General features: G+C 57.7%; 19 protein-coding genes. 11 read left to right on the top strand and 8 right to left on the bottom strand.

Going from position 1 to position 16,776, the window contains the following annotated elements; genetic code table 11:
* Positions 1-58 precede the first annotated feature (58 nt).
* Positions 59-973 (top strand): DNA adenine methylase, encoded by a 915-nt coding sequence (locus tag HY028_00570; GenBank protein MBI3343374.1) that lies wholly within the window; start codon positions 59-61, stop codon positions 971-973.
* A 233-nt stretch (positions 974-1,206) separates the two neighbouring features.
* Here HY028_00570 and HY028_00565 read toward each other — a convergent pair whose 3' ends face one another.
* From HY028_00565 to HY028_00555, 3 genes are all read right to left on the bottom strand, one after another.
* Positions 1,207-1,452 carry a BrnA antitoxin family protein gene (locus HY028_00565; GenBank protein ID MBI3343373.1) on the bottom strand — a complete coding sequence of 82 codons (246 nt, stop codon included), beginning with the start codon at positions 1,450-1,452 and terminating at the stop codon, positions 1,207-1,209.
* Positions 1,442-1,708: a BrnT family toxin gene (locus HY028_00560; protein MBI3343372.1), complete on the bottom strand. Its 267-nt coding sequence runs from the start codon at positions 1,706-1,708 to the stop codon at positions 1,442-1,444. The genes HY028_00565 and HY028_00560 overlap by 11 nt, the downstream gene beginning before the upstream one ends.
* A 187-nt stretch (positions 1,709-1,895) precedes the next feature.
* Complete coding sequence (locus HY028_00555; protein MBI3343371.1) at positions 1,896-2,381, bottom strand: peptidylprolyl isomerase; 486 nt, start codon at positions 2,379-2,381, stop codon at positions 1,896-1,898.
* Between the two features lie 193 nt (positions 2,382-2,574).
* On the opposite strand from HY028_00555, the gene HY028_00550 reads away from it, so the two are divergent.
* From HY028_00550 to lnt, 6 genes are all read left to right on the top strand, one after another.
* Positions 2,575-3,771: an ammonium transporter gene (locus tag HY028_00550; protein MBI3343370.1), complete on the top strand. Its 1,197-nt coding sequence runs from the start codon at positions 2,575-2,577 to the stop codon at positions 3,769-3,771.
* Between the two features lie 41 nt (positions 3,772-3,812).
* The gene (miaB, locus tag HY028_00545) at positions 3,813-5,186 is read left to right on the top strand and encodes a tRNA (N6-isopentenyl adenosine(37)-C2)-methylthiotransferase MiaB (protein ID MBI3343369.1); all 1,374 of its coding nucleotides are present in this window, start codon (positions 3,813-3,815) and stop codon (positions 5,184-5,186) included.
* Positions 5,187-5,228: 42 nt separating this feature from the next.
* The gene (locus HY028_00540; protein ID MBI3343368.1) at positions 5,229-6,260 is read left to right on the top strand and encodes a PhoH family protein; all 1,032 of its coding nucleotides are present in this window, start codon (positions 5,229-5,231) and stop codon (positions 6,258-6,260) included.
* Positions 6,257-6,799 (top strand): rRNA maturation RNase YbeY, encoded by a 543-nt coding sequence (gene ybeY, locus HY028_00535; protein MBI3343367.1) that lies wholly within the window; start codon positions 6,257-6,259, stop codon positions 6,797-6,799. Before HY028_00540 ends, ybeY begins: the two co-directional genes overlap by 4 nt.
* A complete protein-coding gene (locus HY028_00530; GenBank protein MBI3343366.1) occupies positions 6,796-7,656 on the top strand; it encodes a CBS domain-containing protein in 861 nt (286 codons plus the stop codon). The genes ybeY and HY028_00530 overlap by 4 nt, the downstream gene beginning before the upstream one ends.
* A 150-nt stretch (positions 7,657-7,806) precedes the next feature.
* Positions 7,807-9,402: an apolipoprotein N-acyltransferase gene (gene lnt, locus HY028_00525; protein ID MBI3343365.1), complete on the top strand. Its 1,596-nt coding sequence runs from the start codon at positions 7,807-7,809 to the stop codon at positions 9,400-9,402.
* Here lnt and HY028_00520 read toward each other — a convergent pair.
* Complete coding sequence (locus tag HY028_00520; protein ID MBI3343364.1) at positions 9,399-9,944, bottom strand: zinc ribbon-containing protein; 546 nt, start codon at positions 9,942-9,944, stop codon at positions 9,399-9,401. The genes lnt and HY028_00520 overlap by 4 nt on opposite strands.
* A 124-nt stretch (positions 9,945-10,068) precedes the next feature.
* Between HY028_00520 and HY028_00515 the strand changes: the two genes are divergently transcribed.
* The 3 genes from HY028_00515 (at position 10,069) to HY028_00505 (ending at position 13,238) form a co-directional block, all read left to right on the top strand.
* A complete protein-coding gene (locus HY028_00515; GenBank protein ID MBI3343363.1) occupies positions 10,069-11,922 on the top strand; it encodes a leucine--tRNA ligase in 1,854 nt (617 codons plus the stop codon).
* A gap of 86 nt (positions 11,923-12,008) precedes the next feature.
* On the top strand, positions 12,009-12,740 hold the full coding sequence (locus tag HY028_00510; protein ID MBI3343362.1) for a class I tRNA ligase family protein: 732 nt from the start codon (positions 12,009-12,011) through the stop codon (positions 12,738-12,740).
* 3 nt (positions 12,741-12,743) lie between these two features.
* Complete coding sequence (locus HY028_00505) at positions 12,744-13,238, top strand: hypothetical protein (protein MBI3343361.1); 495 nt, start codon at positions 12,744-12,746, stop codon at positions 13,236-13,238.
* 269 nt (positions 13,239-13,507) lie between these two features.
* On the opposite strand, the gene HY028_00500 is transcribed toward HY028_00505, so the two are convergent.
* Together HY028_00500 and trmL are read right to left on the bottom strand one after the other, a co-directional pair.
* A complete protein-coding gene (locus tag HY028_00500; GenBank protein ID MBI3343360.1) occupies positions 13,508-13,942 on the bottom strand; it encodes a hypothetical protein in 435 nt (144 codons plus the stop codon).
* Positions 13,943-14,074: 132 nt separating this feature from the next.
* Positions 14,075-14,539 carry a tRNA (uridine(34)/cytosine(34)/5-carboxymethylaminomethyluridine(34)-2'-O)-methyltransferase TrmL gene (gene trmL, locus HY028_00495; GenBank protein ID MBI3343359.1) on the bottom strand — a complete coding sequence of 155 codons (465 nt, stop codon included), beginning with the start codon at positions 14,537-14,539 and terminating at the stop codon, positions 14,075-14,077.
* Positions 14,540-14,567: 28 nt separating this feature from the next.
* Here trmL and HY028_00490 point away from each other — a divergent pair, with 28 nt between their 5' ends.
* Positions 14,568-15,512, top strand: a complete 945-nt coding sequence (locus tag HY028_00490; GenBank protein ID MBI3343358.1) for a dihydroorotate dehydrogenase — start codon at positions 14,568-14,570, stop codon at positions 15,510-15,512.
* 16 nt (positions 15,513-15,528) lie between these two features.
* On the opposite strand, the gene HY028_00485 is transcribed toward HY028_00490, so the two are convergent.
* Entirely contained in the window at positions 15,529-16,266 is a 738-nt protein-coding gene (locus HY028_00485) for an SIMPL domain-containing protein (protein ID MBI3343357.1), read from the bottom strand.
* Positions 16,256-16,762: a sel1 repeat family protein gene (locus HY028_00480; protein MBI3343356.1), complete on the bottom strand. Its 507-nt coding sequence runs from the start codon at positions 16,760-16,762 to the stop codon at positions 16,256-16,258. Before HY028_00480 ends, HY028_00485 begins: the two co-directional genes overlap by 11 nt.
* Between the last annotated feature and the right edge of the window lie 14 nt (positions 16,763-16,776).

Genomic DNA, 16,776 nt, shown 5'->3' with positions numbered 1-16,776 from the left:
TTGGAATATTCAAAATTAGAATGCTACAATCGGTCATCTTAACTATCTAAATCTACGAATGCTCGCACCAGCCATTCAACGTCAACCAGAATTGTTTGCACCCGAAGAGGTACCACTACCTACCTCAGGCGGAACAAAGCCGTTTCGCACCCAGCTCTTGAAGTGGGTCGGCAACAAGCAGAAACAGGCGGACTCGATAATCGGATTTTTTCCAAAGCAGTTCGGCACCTACTTTGAGCCGTTCCTTGGTAGTGGCGGTGTATTGGGTGTGCTCGCTCCAAAGAAGGCAGTGGCGAGTGACACGTTTGCGCCGTTAGTTCAGATATGGCAGACCCTTCACGACGATAGAGAGGAATTAAAGCGGCAGTACGCTGAACGGCATGCGCTGATAGCGCAGCTAGGCAAGAAGGCGGCCTATGACAAAGTGCTCGCCAGCTACAACATGACGCCAAATGGAGCCGACCTTCTCTTTCTCTGTCGTGCGTGTTATGGCGGCGTCGTTCGCTTCCGTAAGCACGATGGTTATATGAGCACACCCGTTGGTGTTCACGATCCAGTGTCGCCGGAGAGTTTTGGGAGGCGGGCAGACATTTGGCACGCACGAACTCAGGGTGCACGCTTTTTACATCTGGACTTCTCCGAGGCTATGGATCAAGCGAAACAGGGGGATTTAGTTTACTGTGACCCCCCATACGCCGATAGCCAAGCTATTCTCTACGGCGCGCAGGCGTTCTCGTTACAACGTCTCTTTGATTCCATCGCCGTTTGCAAAGCGCGGGGCGCGTATGTTGCATTGAGCATCGACGGCACTAAATATTCGGGACGGAAGATATGTGATATTGCGATTCCTGATGGGCTGTTTGAGCGTGAAGAGTTCGTCAATGTAGGTCGCTCAATGCTGAAACGCTTCCAAATGGATGGCCGCAGCTTGGAAGGTCATGAAGTGCACGACCGCTTGCTACTGACGTTCTGACGCCCAACGATGCAAATCAGCGGCGCGGCTAGCGTCCGCTGGGGGAAGGAAGAGGGGTCATGAAGGAAGAGGGGTCATGTTCATTGTATGACTGTCAAGGAAGAGGGGTCAAAAGAGGGGTCATGTTCATTGTATGACTGTCAGGAAAAGCCAGGTAGCGTGCGCAGACAGGCCTTTTGTCTGCCCACGCTGTTTTGAACCCGTGTGGGCACAATGTGTCTCCCCCTTGCTGACTACGCAAGCTCTTCCCGGATTATTCGTCGCAAGACCGACTCGGTGATCGGTTCTTCCCTGCTTCCAGCCAGGTAAGCTTTGAGCGCATCGTTCATCATGGTTTGATAGCCGGTACCTGCCTTTTCAGCGCGGGCGCGGAACTCATCGAGCACTGCATCATCAAAATAAATGGTGATGCGCGTCTTGCCCTTTGTGGGGATTAGCGCGCGACGCTTTCCCTTGGAAAAATCGTATTCATCTCTCATAATCTTTTACCTCATTACGTGTTGCGCGGCGAGCCGAAATCAGCGGGATTTCATCACCACGAAGCGTATAAATAACCACCAAAATTCCCCCAGCGCTTCCCATTCCAACAGCGATGAATCTTTCTTCGTCTTCGGTATCTGGGTCTTCACGATGTATCGCAAGGGGATCGCTAAATACACCCTCCACGTCAACAAACGACACACCGTGTTTTTTGAGGCTGGTCGCAGCCTTCCTGGGATCAAACTGAAAGCGCATGATTTATGATATGTATAATATACATATATGTCAAGCGGGGAGAAAGGAATCCAGCGAGTGTAGCCTGGATTGGATAGAATGGAATGAAATCCGGGATTCAATATCTTGATTGACCCTCGTCCTCAAACGAGATGCCGCTGGCCGCATCTGGCGGCGGCCAATCCAAGCTACGGAGCTATCGCGTTTTTTAATGATGGTGATGGCCGTCGCCTGAGTGGGCATGGCCGTGTTCGATCTCTTCGCTGGTCGCCGGGCGGACCTCCGTTACTTCGACATCGAAATGCAGGGTCTTGCCGGCCAGAGGGTGGTTGGCGTCCAGAATCACGCCGGTGTCGGTGAGCCTGACCACGGTGAGCGTCACGGGGCCATGCTCGCCGTCGGCTTGCACCTTTACGCCAGGCTTGAGTTTCATGTCATCGGGGAAGTGTTTGCGCGGGGCCTCGAAGATCGCGTCGGAATTGACCTCGCCGTAGGCCTCGGCGGGCGCCACGGTGACCTTGGATTTGAATCCCACCGTTGCCCCTTCCAGTGCCTTTTCCAGGCCCGGGATGATGTTGCCATGACCGTGTAAATACACCAGCGGCCCCGCCCCTTTGCTGCTGTCCAGTACCGCGCCGCTGTCATCGGTGAGGGTGTAGTGCATACTGACGGCCATGTCGCCGGCGATTTTCATAACGCTGTCCTTTGGGTAGCAGGGGGGCTATCCCCCGGATACGCCCATCATAGCACGACTATGCGGCGCGATTGGCGGCGGCAAGCGGCGATTTTATGCCTTTTCCGGGTTTTGCATAGCCGGTCAAGGCGTTCGACTTTGGGGCCGGAACACCCTAGAATTAAGGACTGATTGATAATCATAAGGGGGTTCTGTGGAGACCTTGAAATCCGGTAGCGATGTATTGTTCATTTTGATCGGCGCGGTGATGGTGCTTGCCATGCACGCGGGGTTTGCCTTTTTGGAAGTCGGCACGGTACGCAAGAAAAATCAGGTCAATGCGCTGGTTAAAATTTTGTCTGACTTTGCGGCATCCACTATTGCGTATTTCTTTATCGGCTATGGCGTCGCGTATGGGGTGTATTTTTTCCAGGGGGCGGAGCACCTGGCCGCCAAGAACGGCTACGAGCTGGTCAAGTTTTTCTTTCTGCTGACCTTCGCCGCGGCGATCCCGGCCATCGTTTCCGGCGGCATCGCTGAGCGGGCCAGATTCAACCCGCAGCTTGCGGCCTCGTTTCTGTTGGTGGGGTTGGTCTATCCGTTTTATGAGGGCATCGCGTGGAACGGTCACTACGGCATCCAGGACTGGCTGTTGGCGCAGTTCGGCGCCAAATTTCACGATTTCGCCGGCTCCATAGTGGTGCATGCCATGGGCGGCTGGATCGCGTTTGCGGCGGTGTTGTTATTGGGCGCGCGGCGTGGACGTTACTCCAGCGATGGCGGGATAACGGCGCATCCTCCGTCCAATATCCCGTTTCTGGCCGCGGGCGCTTGGGTCCTGTCGGTGGGCTGGTTTGGATTTAATGTGATGTCGGCGCAAACCGTGGAAGCGGTGAGCGGACTGGTCGCGCTCAACTCGCTGATGGCGATGGCGGGCGGCATTCTCGCGGCGCTGTTCATGGGCCGCAACGATCCCGGCTTCGTGCACAACGGGCCGCTCGCGGGCCTGGTGGCGATCTGCGCAGGCTCGGATGTGATGCACCCGATTGGGGCCTTGTTCACCGGCATCGTGGCGAGCGCCTTGTTTGTCTGGACGTTTACGCTCACCCAAAATAAGTGGAAGATTGATGACGTGCTCGGCGTATGGCCGCTGCATGGCCTGTGCGGGGTATGGGGCGGCATCGCCTGCGGCATCTTCGGCAGTCAGGCGCTGGGCGGTTTGGGAGGGGTGAGTCTCACCTCACAAATTTTGGGGACGGGATTGGGTGTCGTGATCGCCTTGGCCGGTGGCTTTGTGGTCTATGGCGCGATCAAAGCGATAGTCGGCATTCGCCTCAGTCCAGAAGAAGAATACGCCGGCGCGGATTTGAGTATCCACAAGATCGGCTCGACGCCGAAATTCGAGGATTAGGCTGTAGGCCGAATGAATTCGGCCCTACGTGCTTGGTAAAAATGTTACGCACACTTTACATCAAAACCTTTGGATGCCAGATGAACGAGTACGACTCCGCCAAGATGGCGGACTTGCTCGCGCGCTCGCACGGGTTGGAGTTGGCCGCCACGCCTGAAGAGGCCGACGTGCTTCTGCTCAACAGTTGTTCGATACGCGAAAAGGCCTCCGAGAAACTGTTTTCGGATCTCGGCCGCTGGCATGAATTGAAGGAGCAACGGCCGGAGAGGGTGATCGGCGTGGGCGGCTGCGTGGCGAGCCAGGAGGGCGATAACATCCTCAGACGCGCGCCGTATGTAGACATGGTGTTCGGCCCGCAGACCCTGCACCGCCTGCCGGAGATGCTGGAGAACACGCTTAAACTGCGCAGGCCGGTGGTGGATGTTTCCTTCCCTGAAATCGAAAAATTCGATCACCTGCCCATGCCGCGAGCCGAAGGGCCGGCCGCGCTGGTCTCTATCATCGAAGGGTGCAGCAAATATTGCACGTTCTGCGTGGTGCCCTACACGCGTGGCAAGGAGATGAGCCGGCCGCTGGCGGATGTACTGAAGGAGATTCGTCAGCTTGCCGCGCAAGGCGTGCGCGAGGTGACCTTGCTGGGTCAGAACGTGAATGCCTATCGTGGCGAGATGGAGGACGGGGGTGTCGCCGATCTTGCGCTGCTCATCCGCTATGTCGCCGCCATCGAGGGAATAGCGCGCATACGCTACACCACCTCGCATCCGGTGGAATTTTCCGATAATTTGATTGAGACGTATGCCGACGTGCCGGAGCTGGTCAATCATCTGCATCTGCCGGTGCAGAGCGGTTCGGACCGTATTTTGCGCTTGATGAATCGTCACTACACGGTACATGAATATAAAGACAAGATTCAGCGTCTGCGTGAGGTGCGGCCAGGGATCAGCCTCACTTCCGATTTTATTGTGGGATTTCCGGGTGAGACCGACGCCGATTTCCAGGCCACGATGAATTTGATTGAAGAGGTGGGTTTCGATCAGTCCTTCAGTTTTATTTACAGCCCGCGCCCCGGCACACCCGCGGCGAGCCGGCCGGACGATGTATCTCACGAGAGAAAGCAGGAGCGCTTGAACATCTTGCAGGCGCGCATCGCCCAACTGGCGAACCAGCTTAGCCGCCGGATGGTCGGCACCCGTCAGCGCATTTTAGTGGAGCGGCCCTCGCGCAAAGATCCGAAGCAAATGGCCGGCCGCACCGAAAACAACCGTGTGGTCAATTTTCCCGCCACAGCCGGGTTGATCGGACAATTTGCCGAGGTGTTAATCACGGAGGCGATGCCCAATTCGCTGCGCGGCAGGCTGGTAGAAACGGAAATGTTACTGAATCGTGAAAGCATCGCTTATAAAGCAACCGGTTAGCCCCTTCCTTGAATCTTTTTACAGCTCTCGTATACTAGTACTGTGAAAACCCAGCTTAAGCGTGGCGTACGTCCTGTCCGCGCTACCGAAGAATCACCCGAAACCTGCGACCTCACCCTTGAACCCGCCGATAATCAGCGGCTGGCAAGCCTGTGTGGCCAGTTTGATGAACACCTGCGCCAGGTTGAAGGCCGTCTGGGTGTCGAGATCGCCAATCGCGGCAATGTGTTCCGCGTCATCGGCGGGAAAGGCTCGGTGCAGGCGGCGAGCGAGGTGCTGAAAGATCTTTACTCGCAGGCGGCCGGCGGATCGCTCACCCCGGCGCAGGTGCATCTCTCGCTCAATAAGGCGCACATCGAGGACCTGGCGCGCCCGGAAGCGGAAGCGCCGCGCGCTGCTGAAGCGGAGGTCTCCATCCGCACACCGCGCGGCACGATCAAGGGCCACAGCCCCAGCCAGCAACGCTATCTCAAAAATATTCAGACCCACGATATCAATTTCGCCATCGGCCCGGCCGGGACGGGGAAGACCTATCTCGCCGTGGCCTGCGCGGTGGAGGCGCTGGAGCGTGAGCAGGTACGGCGCATGCTGCTGGTGCGCCCGGCGGTCGAGGCGGGCGAGCGGCTGGGATTTTTGCCCGGCGATCTGGCCCAAAAAATAGATCCGTATCTGCGCCCCTTGTACGACGCGCTCTATGAGATGCTCGGTTTTGAGCGCGTGGCGAAACTGATCGAACGCAACGTCATCGAGGTCGCGCCGCTCGCTTACATGCGCGGGCGGACGCTGAACGAAGCCTTTATCATCCTCGACGAGGCGCAAAATACCACCGTCGAACAGATGAAGATGTTTTTGACGCGCATCGGTTTCGGCTCCACGGTGGTCATCACCGGCGACGTGACCCAGGTTGATCTGCCGCGCGAGCGCAAGTCCGGTCTGCGTCACGCGGTGGAGGTATTGAAGGGTGTGGAGGGTATCAGCTTCAGTTTTTTCCGCGCGGAGGACGTGGTGCGCCACCCGCTGGTGCAGCGCATCGTCACGGCGTATGAAGCTTTTGAGCAAGCCGGTGCGGTGTGAAAAGAACAGTAAGGAGTGAGGGGTTAGGGGTAAGGAGCAACACCTCACGCCTCACGCCTCACGCCTCACCCGCTAAAGTCGCTGTCCAATATGCCTGTCCTGCCGCAGGTTTGCCCGGCGAGGCCGAGATTATCCGCTGGGCGCGGGCGGCGCTCACGGACCGGCGTGGCTCAATCACGGTGAGAATAGTGGATGAGCAGGAAGGTGCAGCGCTGAATCGTTCATATCGTCACAAACGCGGGGCGACCAACGTGCTCTCCTTTCCGTTCGAGCCTCCGGAAGGAGTTGCGCCTTCGGTGCAGGACTATCTGGGCGACATAGTGATTTGCGCCCCGGTGGTGGCGCGCGAGGCGCAGGAACAACACAAACCGGGCGAGGCGCACTGGGCGCATATGGTGGTGCACGGCTGTCTGCATCTTGTAGGTCATGACCACCAGCGCGAGGCAGAGGCCCGTACGATGGAAGCGCTCGAAACGCGAATAATGGATAAATTGAGTTACCCCGATCCCTATCTTGAACATGAACTGCCAAATCTATGAACGACCGACCTAGTGAGTCTGCTCAACGTTCCTGGCTGGAACGTCTGGGCCAGGCGTTTTCAGGCGAGCCGCAAGATCGCGAGCAACTCGTTGAACTGTTACGCGATGCGCAAAGGCGCAACCTCCTCGATATAGACGCGCTGGCGATGATCGAGGGCGTGCTGCAAGTTTCCGAGATGCAGGTGCGCGACATCATGGTGCCGCGCTCGCAGATGGTGGTGGTTGAGCGTGATGTGCCTCCCGAGGAATTCCTGCCGGTCATCATTGAGTCGGCGCACTCGCGTTTCCCTGTGGTCGGAGAGAGCCGCGACGAAGTGATAGGCATCCTGCTCGCCAAGGATTTGTTGACCTATTTCAGCGCCGGACGCAAGGGCGCCTTTCAGGTGCGCGACGTGTTACGCCCCGCCGTGTTTATCCCGGAGAGTAAACGCCTGAACGTGCTGCTCAAGGAATTCCGCGCCAGCCGTAATCATATGGCCATTGTCGTGGACGAATACGGCGGCGTGTCGGGTCTGGTGACGATTGAAGACGTGCTCGAGCAGATCGTCGGCGAGATCGAGGACGAACACGACGTCGAGGAAGAAAACTATATCGTCAAGCACAGCGACATCAGCTATACGGTAAAGGCCATCACGCCGATTGAAGAATTTAATAAACAGTTCGGCACCGATTTCAGCGACGAGGAGTTCGACACCATAGGCGGGTTGGTGGTGCACGATTTTGGGCGCTTGCCCAAACGCGGCGAGGGCATGGAGCTCGGGCGCCTGCGGCTCAGGGTGCTGCGCGCCGACAATCGCCGACTGCATCTATTGCGTGTGACTTTGCCCGCCTCCAAGGAAAGCGAGACTCAGGCTTAAAGCCTTTCGAAGTCAAAAACGAAATGAATGTACACCGCGGAGGACGCAGAGAAATAAGATCAAAATGGTTTACTTCTCCTCCGCGCCCTCCGTGGTAAAGCTTTATCAGAACAATATTTCAATTTTTGATTGTAAAATGGAATTAGCTCCGTGCGCCTGCTCGGCACCCTGACGGCGGGTTGGAGAGGCGACCTGCTGGCCCTGTTCGCCGGCGCTCTGTTGCCGCTCGCCTTCGCCCCGTTTCACCTCTTTCCGCTCGCCGTTATTGCCCCGGCGTTGCTGTATCTGACCTGGCTGGACACTTCTGATGTACAGGGAAGAGCGACAGCGAAGGGTTCTACTAATGTCGCGGGAGGCAGGACGCCGGGAGCGACTCCCAAGCGCGGTTTCCGGCGCGGCTGGCTGTTCGGGTTGGGGATGTTCGGCGTCGGCGTGTCGTGGGTGTACGTGGCCATCCATGTCTTTGGCGAGGCCAGCATCCTCCTCGCGGGATTTCTCACCGGCCTGTTCGTCGCTCTGCTGAGTCTGTTTCCCGCGCTGTTGGGTTACACAGTGACGCGGTTCTACGCACAGCGTACACTCGCTGTAAAACTGTTGCTGATCTTTCCCGCTGCATGGGTGTTGTTTGAATGGTTGCGTGGCTGGGTGCTGAGCGGCTTCCCATGGTTGAATCTGGGCTATAGCCAGATCAGCGCCCCGCTGGCGGGTCTCGCACCCATCCTGGGTGTATACGGCGTATCCTGGGCCGTGGCGCTGAGCGCAGGTCTGCTGCTCTACATGATTACCGCACCGAAACCCCGCCTTGGGCGTGCGCTGGCAGTGCTTGTTTTGCTGTGGGGCGGTTCCGCGTTGCTCACACCCATCGCGTGGACCCAGCCGCATGGTAAACCGCTGCGCGTGAGTCTCATCCAGGGCAATATCCCGCAAGAGATAAAATGGCAACCGGAGCAGCGCCGGCGCACGCTCGATCTTTATGCGCAGCTTACCGCGCAACGCTGGGGCGACGATCTCATTGTCTGGCCGGAGGCGGCTATCACGATGTTTTATCATGAGGTCGCCGATAATTATCTTGCTCAATTGGCCGCCACAGCGCGCCGGCACAACACCGATCTGATTCTTGGACTTTCAGTCGAGGACCCGGACACCGGCCGTTACTACAACAGTATGATGAGCCTGGGGCGTAGCGAAGGTTTTTATTTCAAACAACATCTGGTGCCGTTCGGCGATTACGTCCCTTTCGCCGACTGGCTGCGCGGGCTCATTAAATTTTTCGATTTGCCCATGTCGGGCTACAGCCCGGGCCCGCCTAATCAGCCCTTGTTGCAGGCCGCCGGTCATAAGATCGCCGGCACCATCTGCTATGAAGATGCGTTTGGCGAGGAAGTGATCCGCCAACTGCCCGAGGCGAGTGTGTTGGTAAACCTCACCAACAACGCCTGGTACGGTGACTCCTTCGCCCCGCCGCAGCACCTGCAAATGTCCCGCATGCGCGCGCTGGAAACCGGCCGCCCGCTGCTGCGCGCCACTACCAACGGCATCTCGGCGATCATAGATCACAAAGGCAAGATCACCGCCGCCTCGCCGCAGTTTAAGACCTATGTGCTGAGCGGTACGATGCAGCCAATGCAGGGTGTAACACCCTATGTACGGTGGGGTAACTTACCTGTGTTGCTGGGTCTGATTTTGGTATTGACCACGACGAGAATTCGTTTCAAGAAACGAAGCGAGAGAGTAGCCGCAAATTAGTCCGTCGCGCGGGCGCGGCGAAACTCAGTGCCGCGGCACTTCGGGCAAGGCGGAATGTGGCCGGTGGCATGAAAGTGCATCAATTGGCCACAAGTGGTGCAGCGCAGCGTGCCGATCCCGGTCACTTCGCCGGTATGCCACTGCTCCGTTTTTTGGTCGCTTGGCTGTTTGGCATAAAGCGCGAGCCGGTCGAGTTCTACGCGGGTGCGGTCTACCAGCAGAGAGAACATCTCGGCCACCCTTTCCTCGATCAACTCCAGATCAAAACGCAGCCAGTCGCCGAACTCTTTGCCCGTTTCCTTCAAATGCCGGGCGGCATCGTGCAGATCGCGTTTCAGATAGGTGGCAATCTTGTCGGCCTCTTCGCGCGTCAGTTCGCCCAATTCCACGGCCTTGTGTTTTGCGTTTTCGATGTGCTGTTGCAGGGTGGATAGGGTCTCGTGCCCGGCCTGCTGGGTGGCGGTCTTAATCCGCTCCAGCATGTGGTTATAGGCCTGAACCAGCCTTTCGTTGACACCGTGAGGCGGCTGCGCTTGGCTCATCGTAACACCCTCCTTCAAGTCATTCCGGTGACATTCAGTGTGAACCCATTGGCCAGCGCCTGCAAGGCGGCATTGCAAGCGGCGCTGGTATATAATTCCAGTTTTGGATTTCATCAGGTCTCGGATGCAAGAGCGCTATACCCCCGCGGAGATTGAGCAGGCGGCCCAACAATACTGGGAGCAAAACCAGGTATTTAAGGCCCACGACCACGATCCGCGCGAACCCTATTACTGCCTCTCGATGTTCCCCTACCCCAGCGGGCGGCTGCACATGGGGCATGTGCGCAATTACACCATCGGCGACGTGATCGCGCGTTATCAGCGCATGCAGGGCAAAAACGTGTTGCAGCCGATAGGTTGGGATGCGTTTGGTCTCCCCGCCGAGAACGCGGCGATGCAAAACAAGGCCTCGCCCGCCAAGTGGACCTACGACAACATTGCCTATATGCGCAACCAGTTGAAGAGCCTCGGTTTCGGATACGACTGGTCGCGTGAACTTGCCACCTGCGATCCGAACTATTACCGCTGGGAGCAGTGGCTGTTCACGCGCTTGTTCAAGAAGGGTCTCATCTACAAAAAGAGCGGGGTCGTGAACTGGGATCCGGTGGATCAGACCGTGCTCGCCAACGAGCAGGTGATTGAAGGGCGCGGCTGGCGCAGCGGCGCGCCGGTCGAGAAGCGCGAGATACCGATGTACTATTTCCGAATCACCGCCTACGCCGAAGAGCTGCTCTCCGGGCTCGATCATCTGCCGGGTTGGCCGGAGCAGGTGAAGGCCATGCAGCGCAACTGGATCGGCAAGAGTCGCGGAATGGAGGTGCAGTTCGGTATTGTGGCTCAACAACACAACTTAGCCAGTGAGGAGTTAGGAGTAAGGAGTAAGGAGGAAACACCCCTCACCTCTCACCCCTCACTCCTCACCGTCTTCACCACGCGGCCCGACACGTTGATGGGCGTGACCTATGTGGCGGTCGCTGCCGAGCATCCGCTGGCCGCGAAGGCGGCGGCGAGGAATGCCGCGCTGCATGCCTTTATTGAAGAATGCAAAAAGGGCGGCGTGACCGAGGCCGAGATTGCCACGCAAGAGAAGAAAGGCATGGCGACCGGCGAGTTCGTCACGCATCCGTTCACCGGAGAAAAACTGCCGGTGTGGGCGGCAAACTACGTGCTGATGGGCTACGGCGAAGGCGCGGTGATGGCGGTGCCGGCGCACGACGAACGCGATTTTGAGTTTGCAACCAAGTATGGCTTGCCCGTCAAGGCGGTGATTCGACCCTGTACAACGCCAGCCGAAGGCCCCTCACGCCTCACGCCTCACTTACCGTTTACTGACTACGGTATTTTATTTAACTCCGGCGGATTCGATGGCCTTGATTTCGAGCAAGCCTTCGACAAAATGGCTGTGGTATTGCAGACCAAAAAACTCGGCGGGCCGAAGATACAGTTCCGCCTGCGCGACTGGGGCGTCTCGCGCCAGCGTTACTGGGGCTGCCCGATTCCGATTATTCATTGCGCGGCGTGCGGCGACGTGCCGGTGCCGGACAAAGAACTGCCCGTAGTGTTGCCGGAAGACATCGTGCCGGACGGCAGCGGTAATCCGCTTGCCAAGCTGCCCAAGTTTTACGAAACGACCTGCCCGCAGTGCGGCAAGAAAGCGAAGCGTGAGACCGACACGATGGACACCTTCGTGGAGTCGTCCTGGTACTATGTACGTTACTGCTCGCCCGATTGTACCACTGGCATGGTGGATGAGCGTGCGCGCTATTGGCTGCCGGTGGATCAATACATCGGCGGCATCGAGCATGCTATTTTACATCTGCTCTATGCGCGCTTCTTTCACAAACTCATACGCGATGAGGGATTGGTTACAGGCGACGAACCGTTCACGAAGTTGCTTACGCAAGGCATGGTGCTGCCGAGACCTTTTATCGGACACACACTAACGGCAAGAAGGATTATTTTTTTCCGCACGATGTAGCCATTGAACGCGACGCCAAAGGCCGCACCGTCACTGCAACGCTCAAGAGCGACGGTCAACCGGTGAACGTGGGCGGCATCGAAACCATGTCGAAATCAAAAAATAATGGCGTGGACCCGCAGGAACTGATCGCCAAATACGGCGCCGACACCGCGCGCCTGTTTACCATGTTCGCCGCGCCGCCTGAACAATCGCTGGAGTGGTCCGACGCCGGCGTGGAAGGCGCCTATCGCTTTTTGAAGCGGCTATGGGTGTTTGCCCATGAGCAGGGTGATCGGTTTGAGAAACAGGCCGGTGTGAACGGATCAATGGCAGGCCCGGAAGCTCTCGCCCTGCGGAGAGACATCCACCAGATTCTCAAGCAGGCCAATTATGACTTCCGCAAACATCAGTTCAATACCGTGGTCTCGGCCGCGATGAAATTACTTAATACATTGGAGAGGACCCCCGCTGGGACTGGAGCCCGTGCTTACGATGAACTGCTGCGCGAAGGGATGAGTATACTGCTGAGACTGCTCGCGCCAATCACCCCGCATATCAGCCATGCCCTGTGGCATGAATTGGGCTTTGCCGGCGACATCACTCAGGCAGCATGGCCGGAGGTAGACGAGTCCGCCCTGGTGCAAGACGAGGTCGAGCTGGTGGTGCAGGTCAACGGCAAATTGCGGGGGCACATCACGGCGGCGAGCGGCGCCCATCAAGCCGACGTACAGGCGGCGGCGCTTGCAGACGGCAACGTCAAACGCTACACCGAAGGCAAAGAGATCAAAAAAGTTGTGATTGTGCCGGGTAAGCTGGTTAACATTGTGGTGGCTTAGACTATGAAAATCTATGTACGCATCGCAGTATTCACGTTGGCTGCCTCGCTGGCAGGCTGCGGCTTTCACCTGCGCGGGCAGGAAGAGAAGGGTGTTGCCCCCCGCGTGCTGCCCATGACCCATGTGCAGGGCGGCAACCCCCAGACCGGTTTAACGGACGAGTTGCGCCGCGGCGGGAGTTACATCGTCCAGGATCGGCAGCAGGCCGAGCTGTTATTGACCATCCTCACGGACGGTTTCGAACGCCGCTTGCTGTCGGTGGGCGCGACCGGCAAGGCGCGCGAGTTTGAGCTGTATTACACCGTCAACTTTGAGGTGCGCGATCAAGCCGGGAAAGAATTGCTCCCGAAGACGGAAATCAGTCTGGTGCGTGATTACCGCTTCGATGAAACGCAGTTGCTGGGCAAGGATGCGGAAGAGGCCGTGCTGCGTCAGGATATGGTGCGCGACGCAGCCCAGCAAATCCTGCGGCGTTTGCAGGCCTTGAACGCGCCTTAAATCAGGAGTTGGTAGGGTGGGCACGCCGTTTGTGCCCACACGGAATCGCATGCAGTTGGCATGTGGGCACAGACGGCGTGCCCACCCTTGTATCTCGATGCCGAGGTGCAAGCGTATTTGACTGTGATCGCGTCCAAGAAGGGCGTGCCATTATCCAACTTGTATCCAACTTGGCGAACGATCTGCTTAAAGAGGAAATTGCGATTCTCGAAGCAGTCAAGTGAAACGGCGACGCCAGGCAAAGACAAAAGAGTCAGTTCATTGTATGACTATCGTATTGGTTGCTGCAGGATTGTGTAGTTCATATAGTCATACCATGAACTTGACCCTTTTGTCTTTTGTTTTCTTACATTCTTGATTCCATTGATAAGTGTCGTGATTCCGTCAAAAGTGAATGCTGCCTTAAGTCGATCGTCCCGCTTGAAGAAGCCGTGGACGAGATGGTTACGGGCATTCAACGCCTGTTTAAGTAACTCTGCATCAGAGTCCTTAACGGAGATTCGTTGTTTTAACAGTCCAACTAGTTGCCCCAGAGGTTTGTCGGCATATACCGAGAAGAAACCCTCAATACCTGGTACGCTTTCATTAGGGCGGATAGTTTTATCAAGAAGGGACAGGATAAGCTCAATCGACAACTCCAGTACTTGCGCATCATAAACCGCCGCGCCGAACTCCGCATTTAACATTTGAATGTCCTTGTCCATTGTCTTCTAAAAATATCAGGACCCTGTTTTGCAATAACGCATTAAAATTCTTGCTTGCATGTACCCTTATCGTCAAGCTTGCTGTACTGTAATGTACCTCGAATTCATCCCTTCCGCAAAGCCACAAATCGTTTAACCCGCCCCTGCAAAGCCCTGTTGCCGCCAGGCCTCATACAGTACAACCGCCACTGCATTAGAGAGGTTGAGGCTGCGGTTGTGGGGGCGCAGGGGGATGCGCAAGATGTGGTCTTTGGGCAGGGTGTCGAGCACCGTTTGCGGCAGGCCGCGCGTCTCGGGGCCGAATAGCAATGCGTCATCCGGTTGGTAGGAAACTTCCGCGTAATTGCGCGTGCCTCGCGTGGAGATGGCGAACAGGCGCGCGGGTCGCACGGTTTCTTTGAAGGCATCGAAGTTTTCGTGCTGGTGCACGCTGGCCCAGTCATGGTAGTCCAGCCCAGCGCGCTTGAGCTTGCTGTCCGTGGGGCTGAAACCCAGCGGTTTGATCAGGTGCAATTGCGCGCCGCTGTTCGCGCACAGGCGTATAATGTTGCCGGTGTTGGGAGGAATCTCCGGTTGATAGAGCACGACGTGAAACATGAAGGACGGTAACCTAAGCGATCAGGCCATGCTGGCAATGGAGTTCTGCGGCATGCGCTTCAATACGCCGCTCGTGCTGCTCTCCGGTTGCGTGGGGTTCGGTGAAGAATACACGCGCGTGAGCGGATTTTCCAATCGCGATGCGGGCGCGGTGTGTTTGAAAGGAACTACTCTCGCCCCGCGTCTCGGCAATGCGCCGCACCGTGTGTGGGAAACCCCGATGGGGATGTTGAACGCCATCGGTTTGCAGAATCCCGGCACGGAATACGTGATAAAAAACATTTTGCCCGCGCTCGATTTCAGCGAGACGCGGTTCATCGCCAATTTGTCCGGCTCCACGGTGGAGGAATACGCCGAGATCACCCGCCTGTTCGACGATTCGCCGATAGACGCGATGGAGATCAACATCTCCTGCCCCAACGTGAAGGAAGGCGGCGTGGCGTTCGGCAATGATCCCGACATGTCGGCGCGGGTCGTCGCGGCCTGCCGCGCGCAGACCAGGAAACCGCTCATCACCAAACTCTCACCCAATCAGACCGACATCGCGGAAAACGCCCGCCGCTGCATCGAGGCCGGGACCGACGCTTTTGCCGTCATCAACACCATGATGGGCATGGCGGTGGACATCGAGCGGCGCGTGCCCGTGCTCGGCAACGGTCAGGGTGGGCTGTCGGGCCCGGCCATCAAGCCCATTGCGCTGTTAAAGGTGCATCAGGTCTATCAGGTGGCCAGCAAGCATAATATTCCCATCATCGGCCAAGGCGGCATTACTACCGCGCAGGATGCGCTGGAATTCATTATCGCCGGGGCCTCTGCGGCGGGCGTCGGCACCGCGCTGTTTTACGATCCGCTGGTGTGCGCGAAAATCAATTCAGGCATCGCGGCCTATCTGCAACGTCACTCGTTTAGCAACGTCTCGCAACTGGTGGGGACCCTCAACGCGGAGCGCGAAGGTCCCGACTGCGGCGGCTGAGTCTAGCACGGCCTGCTCAACGCAATTCAAATGTTACCGAGACCGTGAAGCTGATCTCTTCGGTTCCTGGGGACACGGGCACCTCCGCGAACTTGGCCTCGGCGGCCATAGTGCGGCCGAGTAGGGGCGAGGGCGGCGCCGACATGATGCCCTCGCTGATGGAAAGCGCCCGGCCGACTGTTCTGCCGGCGGCCTTGGCCAGGATCTCGGCCTTGGCCTTGGCGTCCTGAAAGGCGCGTTGCAGCCCTTCCTCGCGCCCGCGGCTGAGATCAGAAACCACCAGGCTTAAACCGCCCGCCTGGTTGGCGCCTGCGTCCACCGCCGCTTGCAGGAGTTTCCCCGCATCGCTCACCGTCGCTCGCGTCACGGTCAGGCTGTTGTTCACTTGGTAGCCGACCACCCGCGGCCGCCGGTTTTCCGTAAACTCCTGTTGCGGGAAGATGGAAAAATTCGTGGTCTGAATTTCCTGTTCTGTCGCGCCCGCCTTCTTCAGCGCGGCGATCACCTGCTCAATCTTGCCGTTGTTCTGCTGGACAGCTTCACCCACGGTCTTGGCGCTGGTCTCCACGGAGATCGTGAACACCACGCGATCAGGGGTGAGCTTTACCTTGGCAAGTCCGCTGACGCTAAGGGTCTCGGCGGCGGGTGTGGAGGCCGGCTCGGCGGACGCCAAAACAGGCAGAAGGGCCAAGGCCGCCACAAAAATTCGGGCTGCGGCCGCAGCAGTAGTGAGTGATGTAAGTTTATTTGTCACGCGGGTTAAGATCCAATGCTTCGCCCTTACGCCGCCACTCGGCGGATTGTTTGAGGTCTTTGGGTACGCCCTGTCCCTGTTCATAAAGCCTCGCCAAGGAGTAGTGCGCCCCGGCATGCCCTCGTTCCGCAGCCTTGCGGTACCACTTGGCGGCCTCTTGGTAGTCTTGCTTTACGCCATAGCCGTTTTCGTGAACGCCGGCGAGATGATACATGCCTTCCTCGCTGCCTAACTCCGCCGCCTTGCGATACCATTTCAAGGCCTCGGCGTCATTCTGCATCACGCTCAGGCCGTTGCCATACTGGAATCCGACCGTGTTGGCGGCGTCGGCGTCACCCGCCTCGGCCTGTTCAATCAGCGCAGCAGTCGCGGGTGATACGGTGATCTGGTTCTGCTCATCACGCTGGGGTCGAGGTATTTGATCTTGCGCCACGGCCGCCGCGGCGCACCCGGCCAGTGTGATGCAGGTGAGCAACAGCCGTATGTAATGCGCCATAAGATTCCCCACGC

Source organism: Gammaproteobacteria bacterium (genome assembly GCA_016195665.1).
Classification (GTDB): domain Bacteria; phylum Pseudomonadota; class Gammaproteobacteria; order SURF-13; family SURF-13; genus JACPZD01.
Note: the sequence above shows the minus strand (reverse complement) of the source record. Positions and strands in the feature narration are given on the sequence as shown.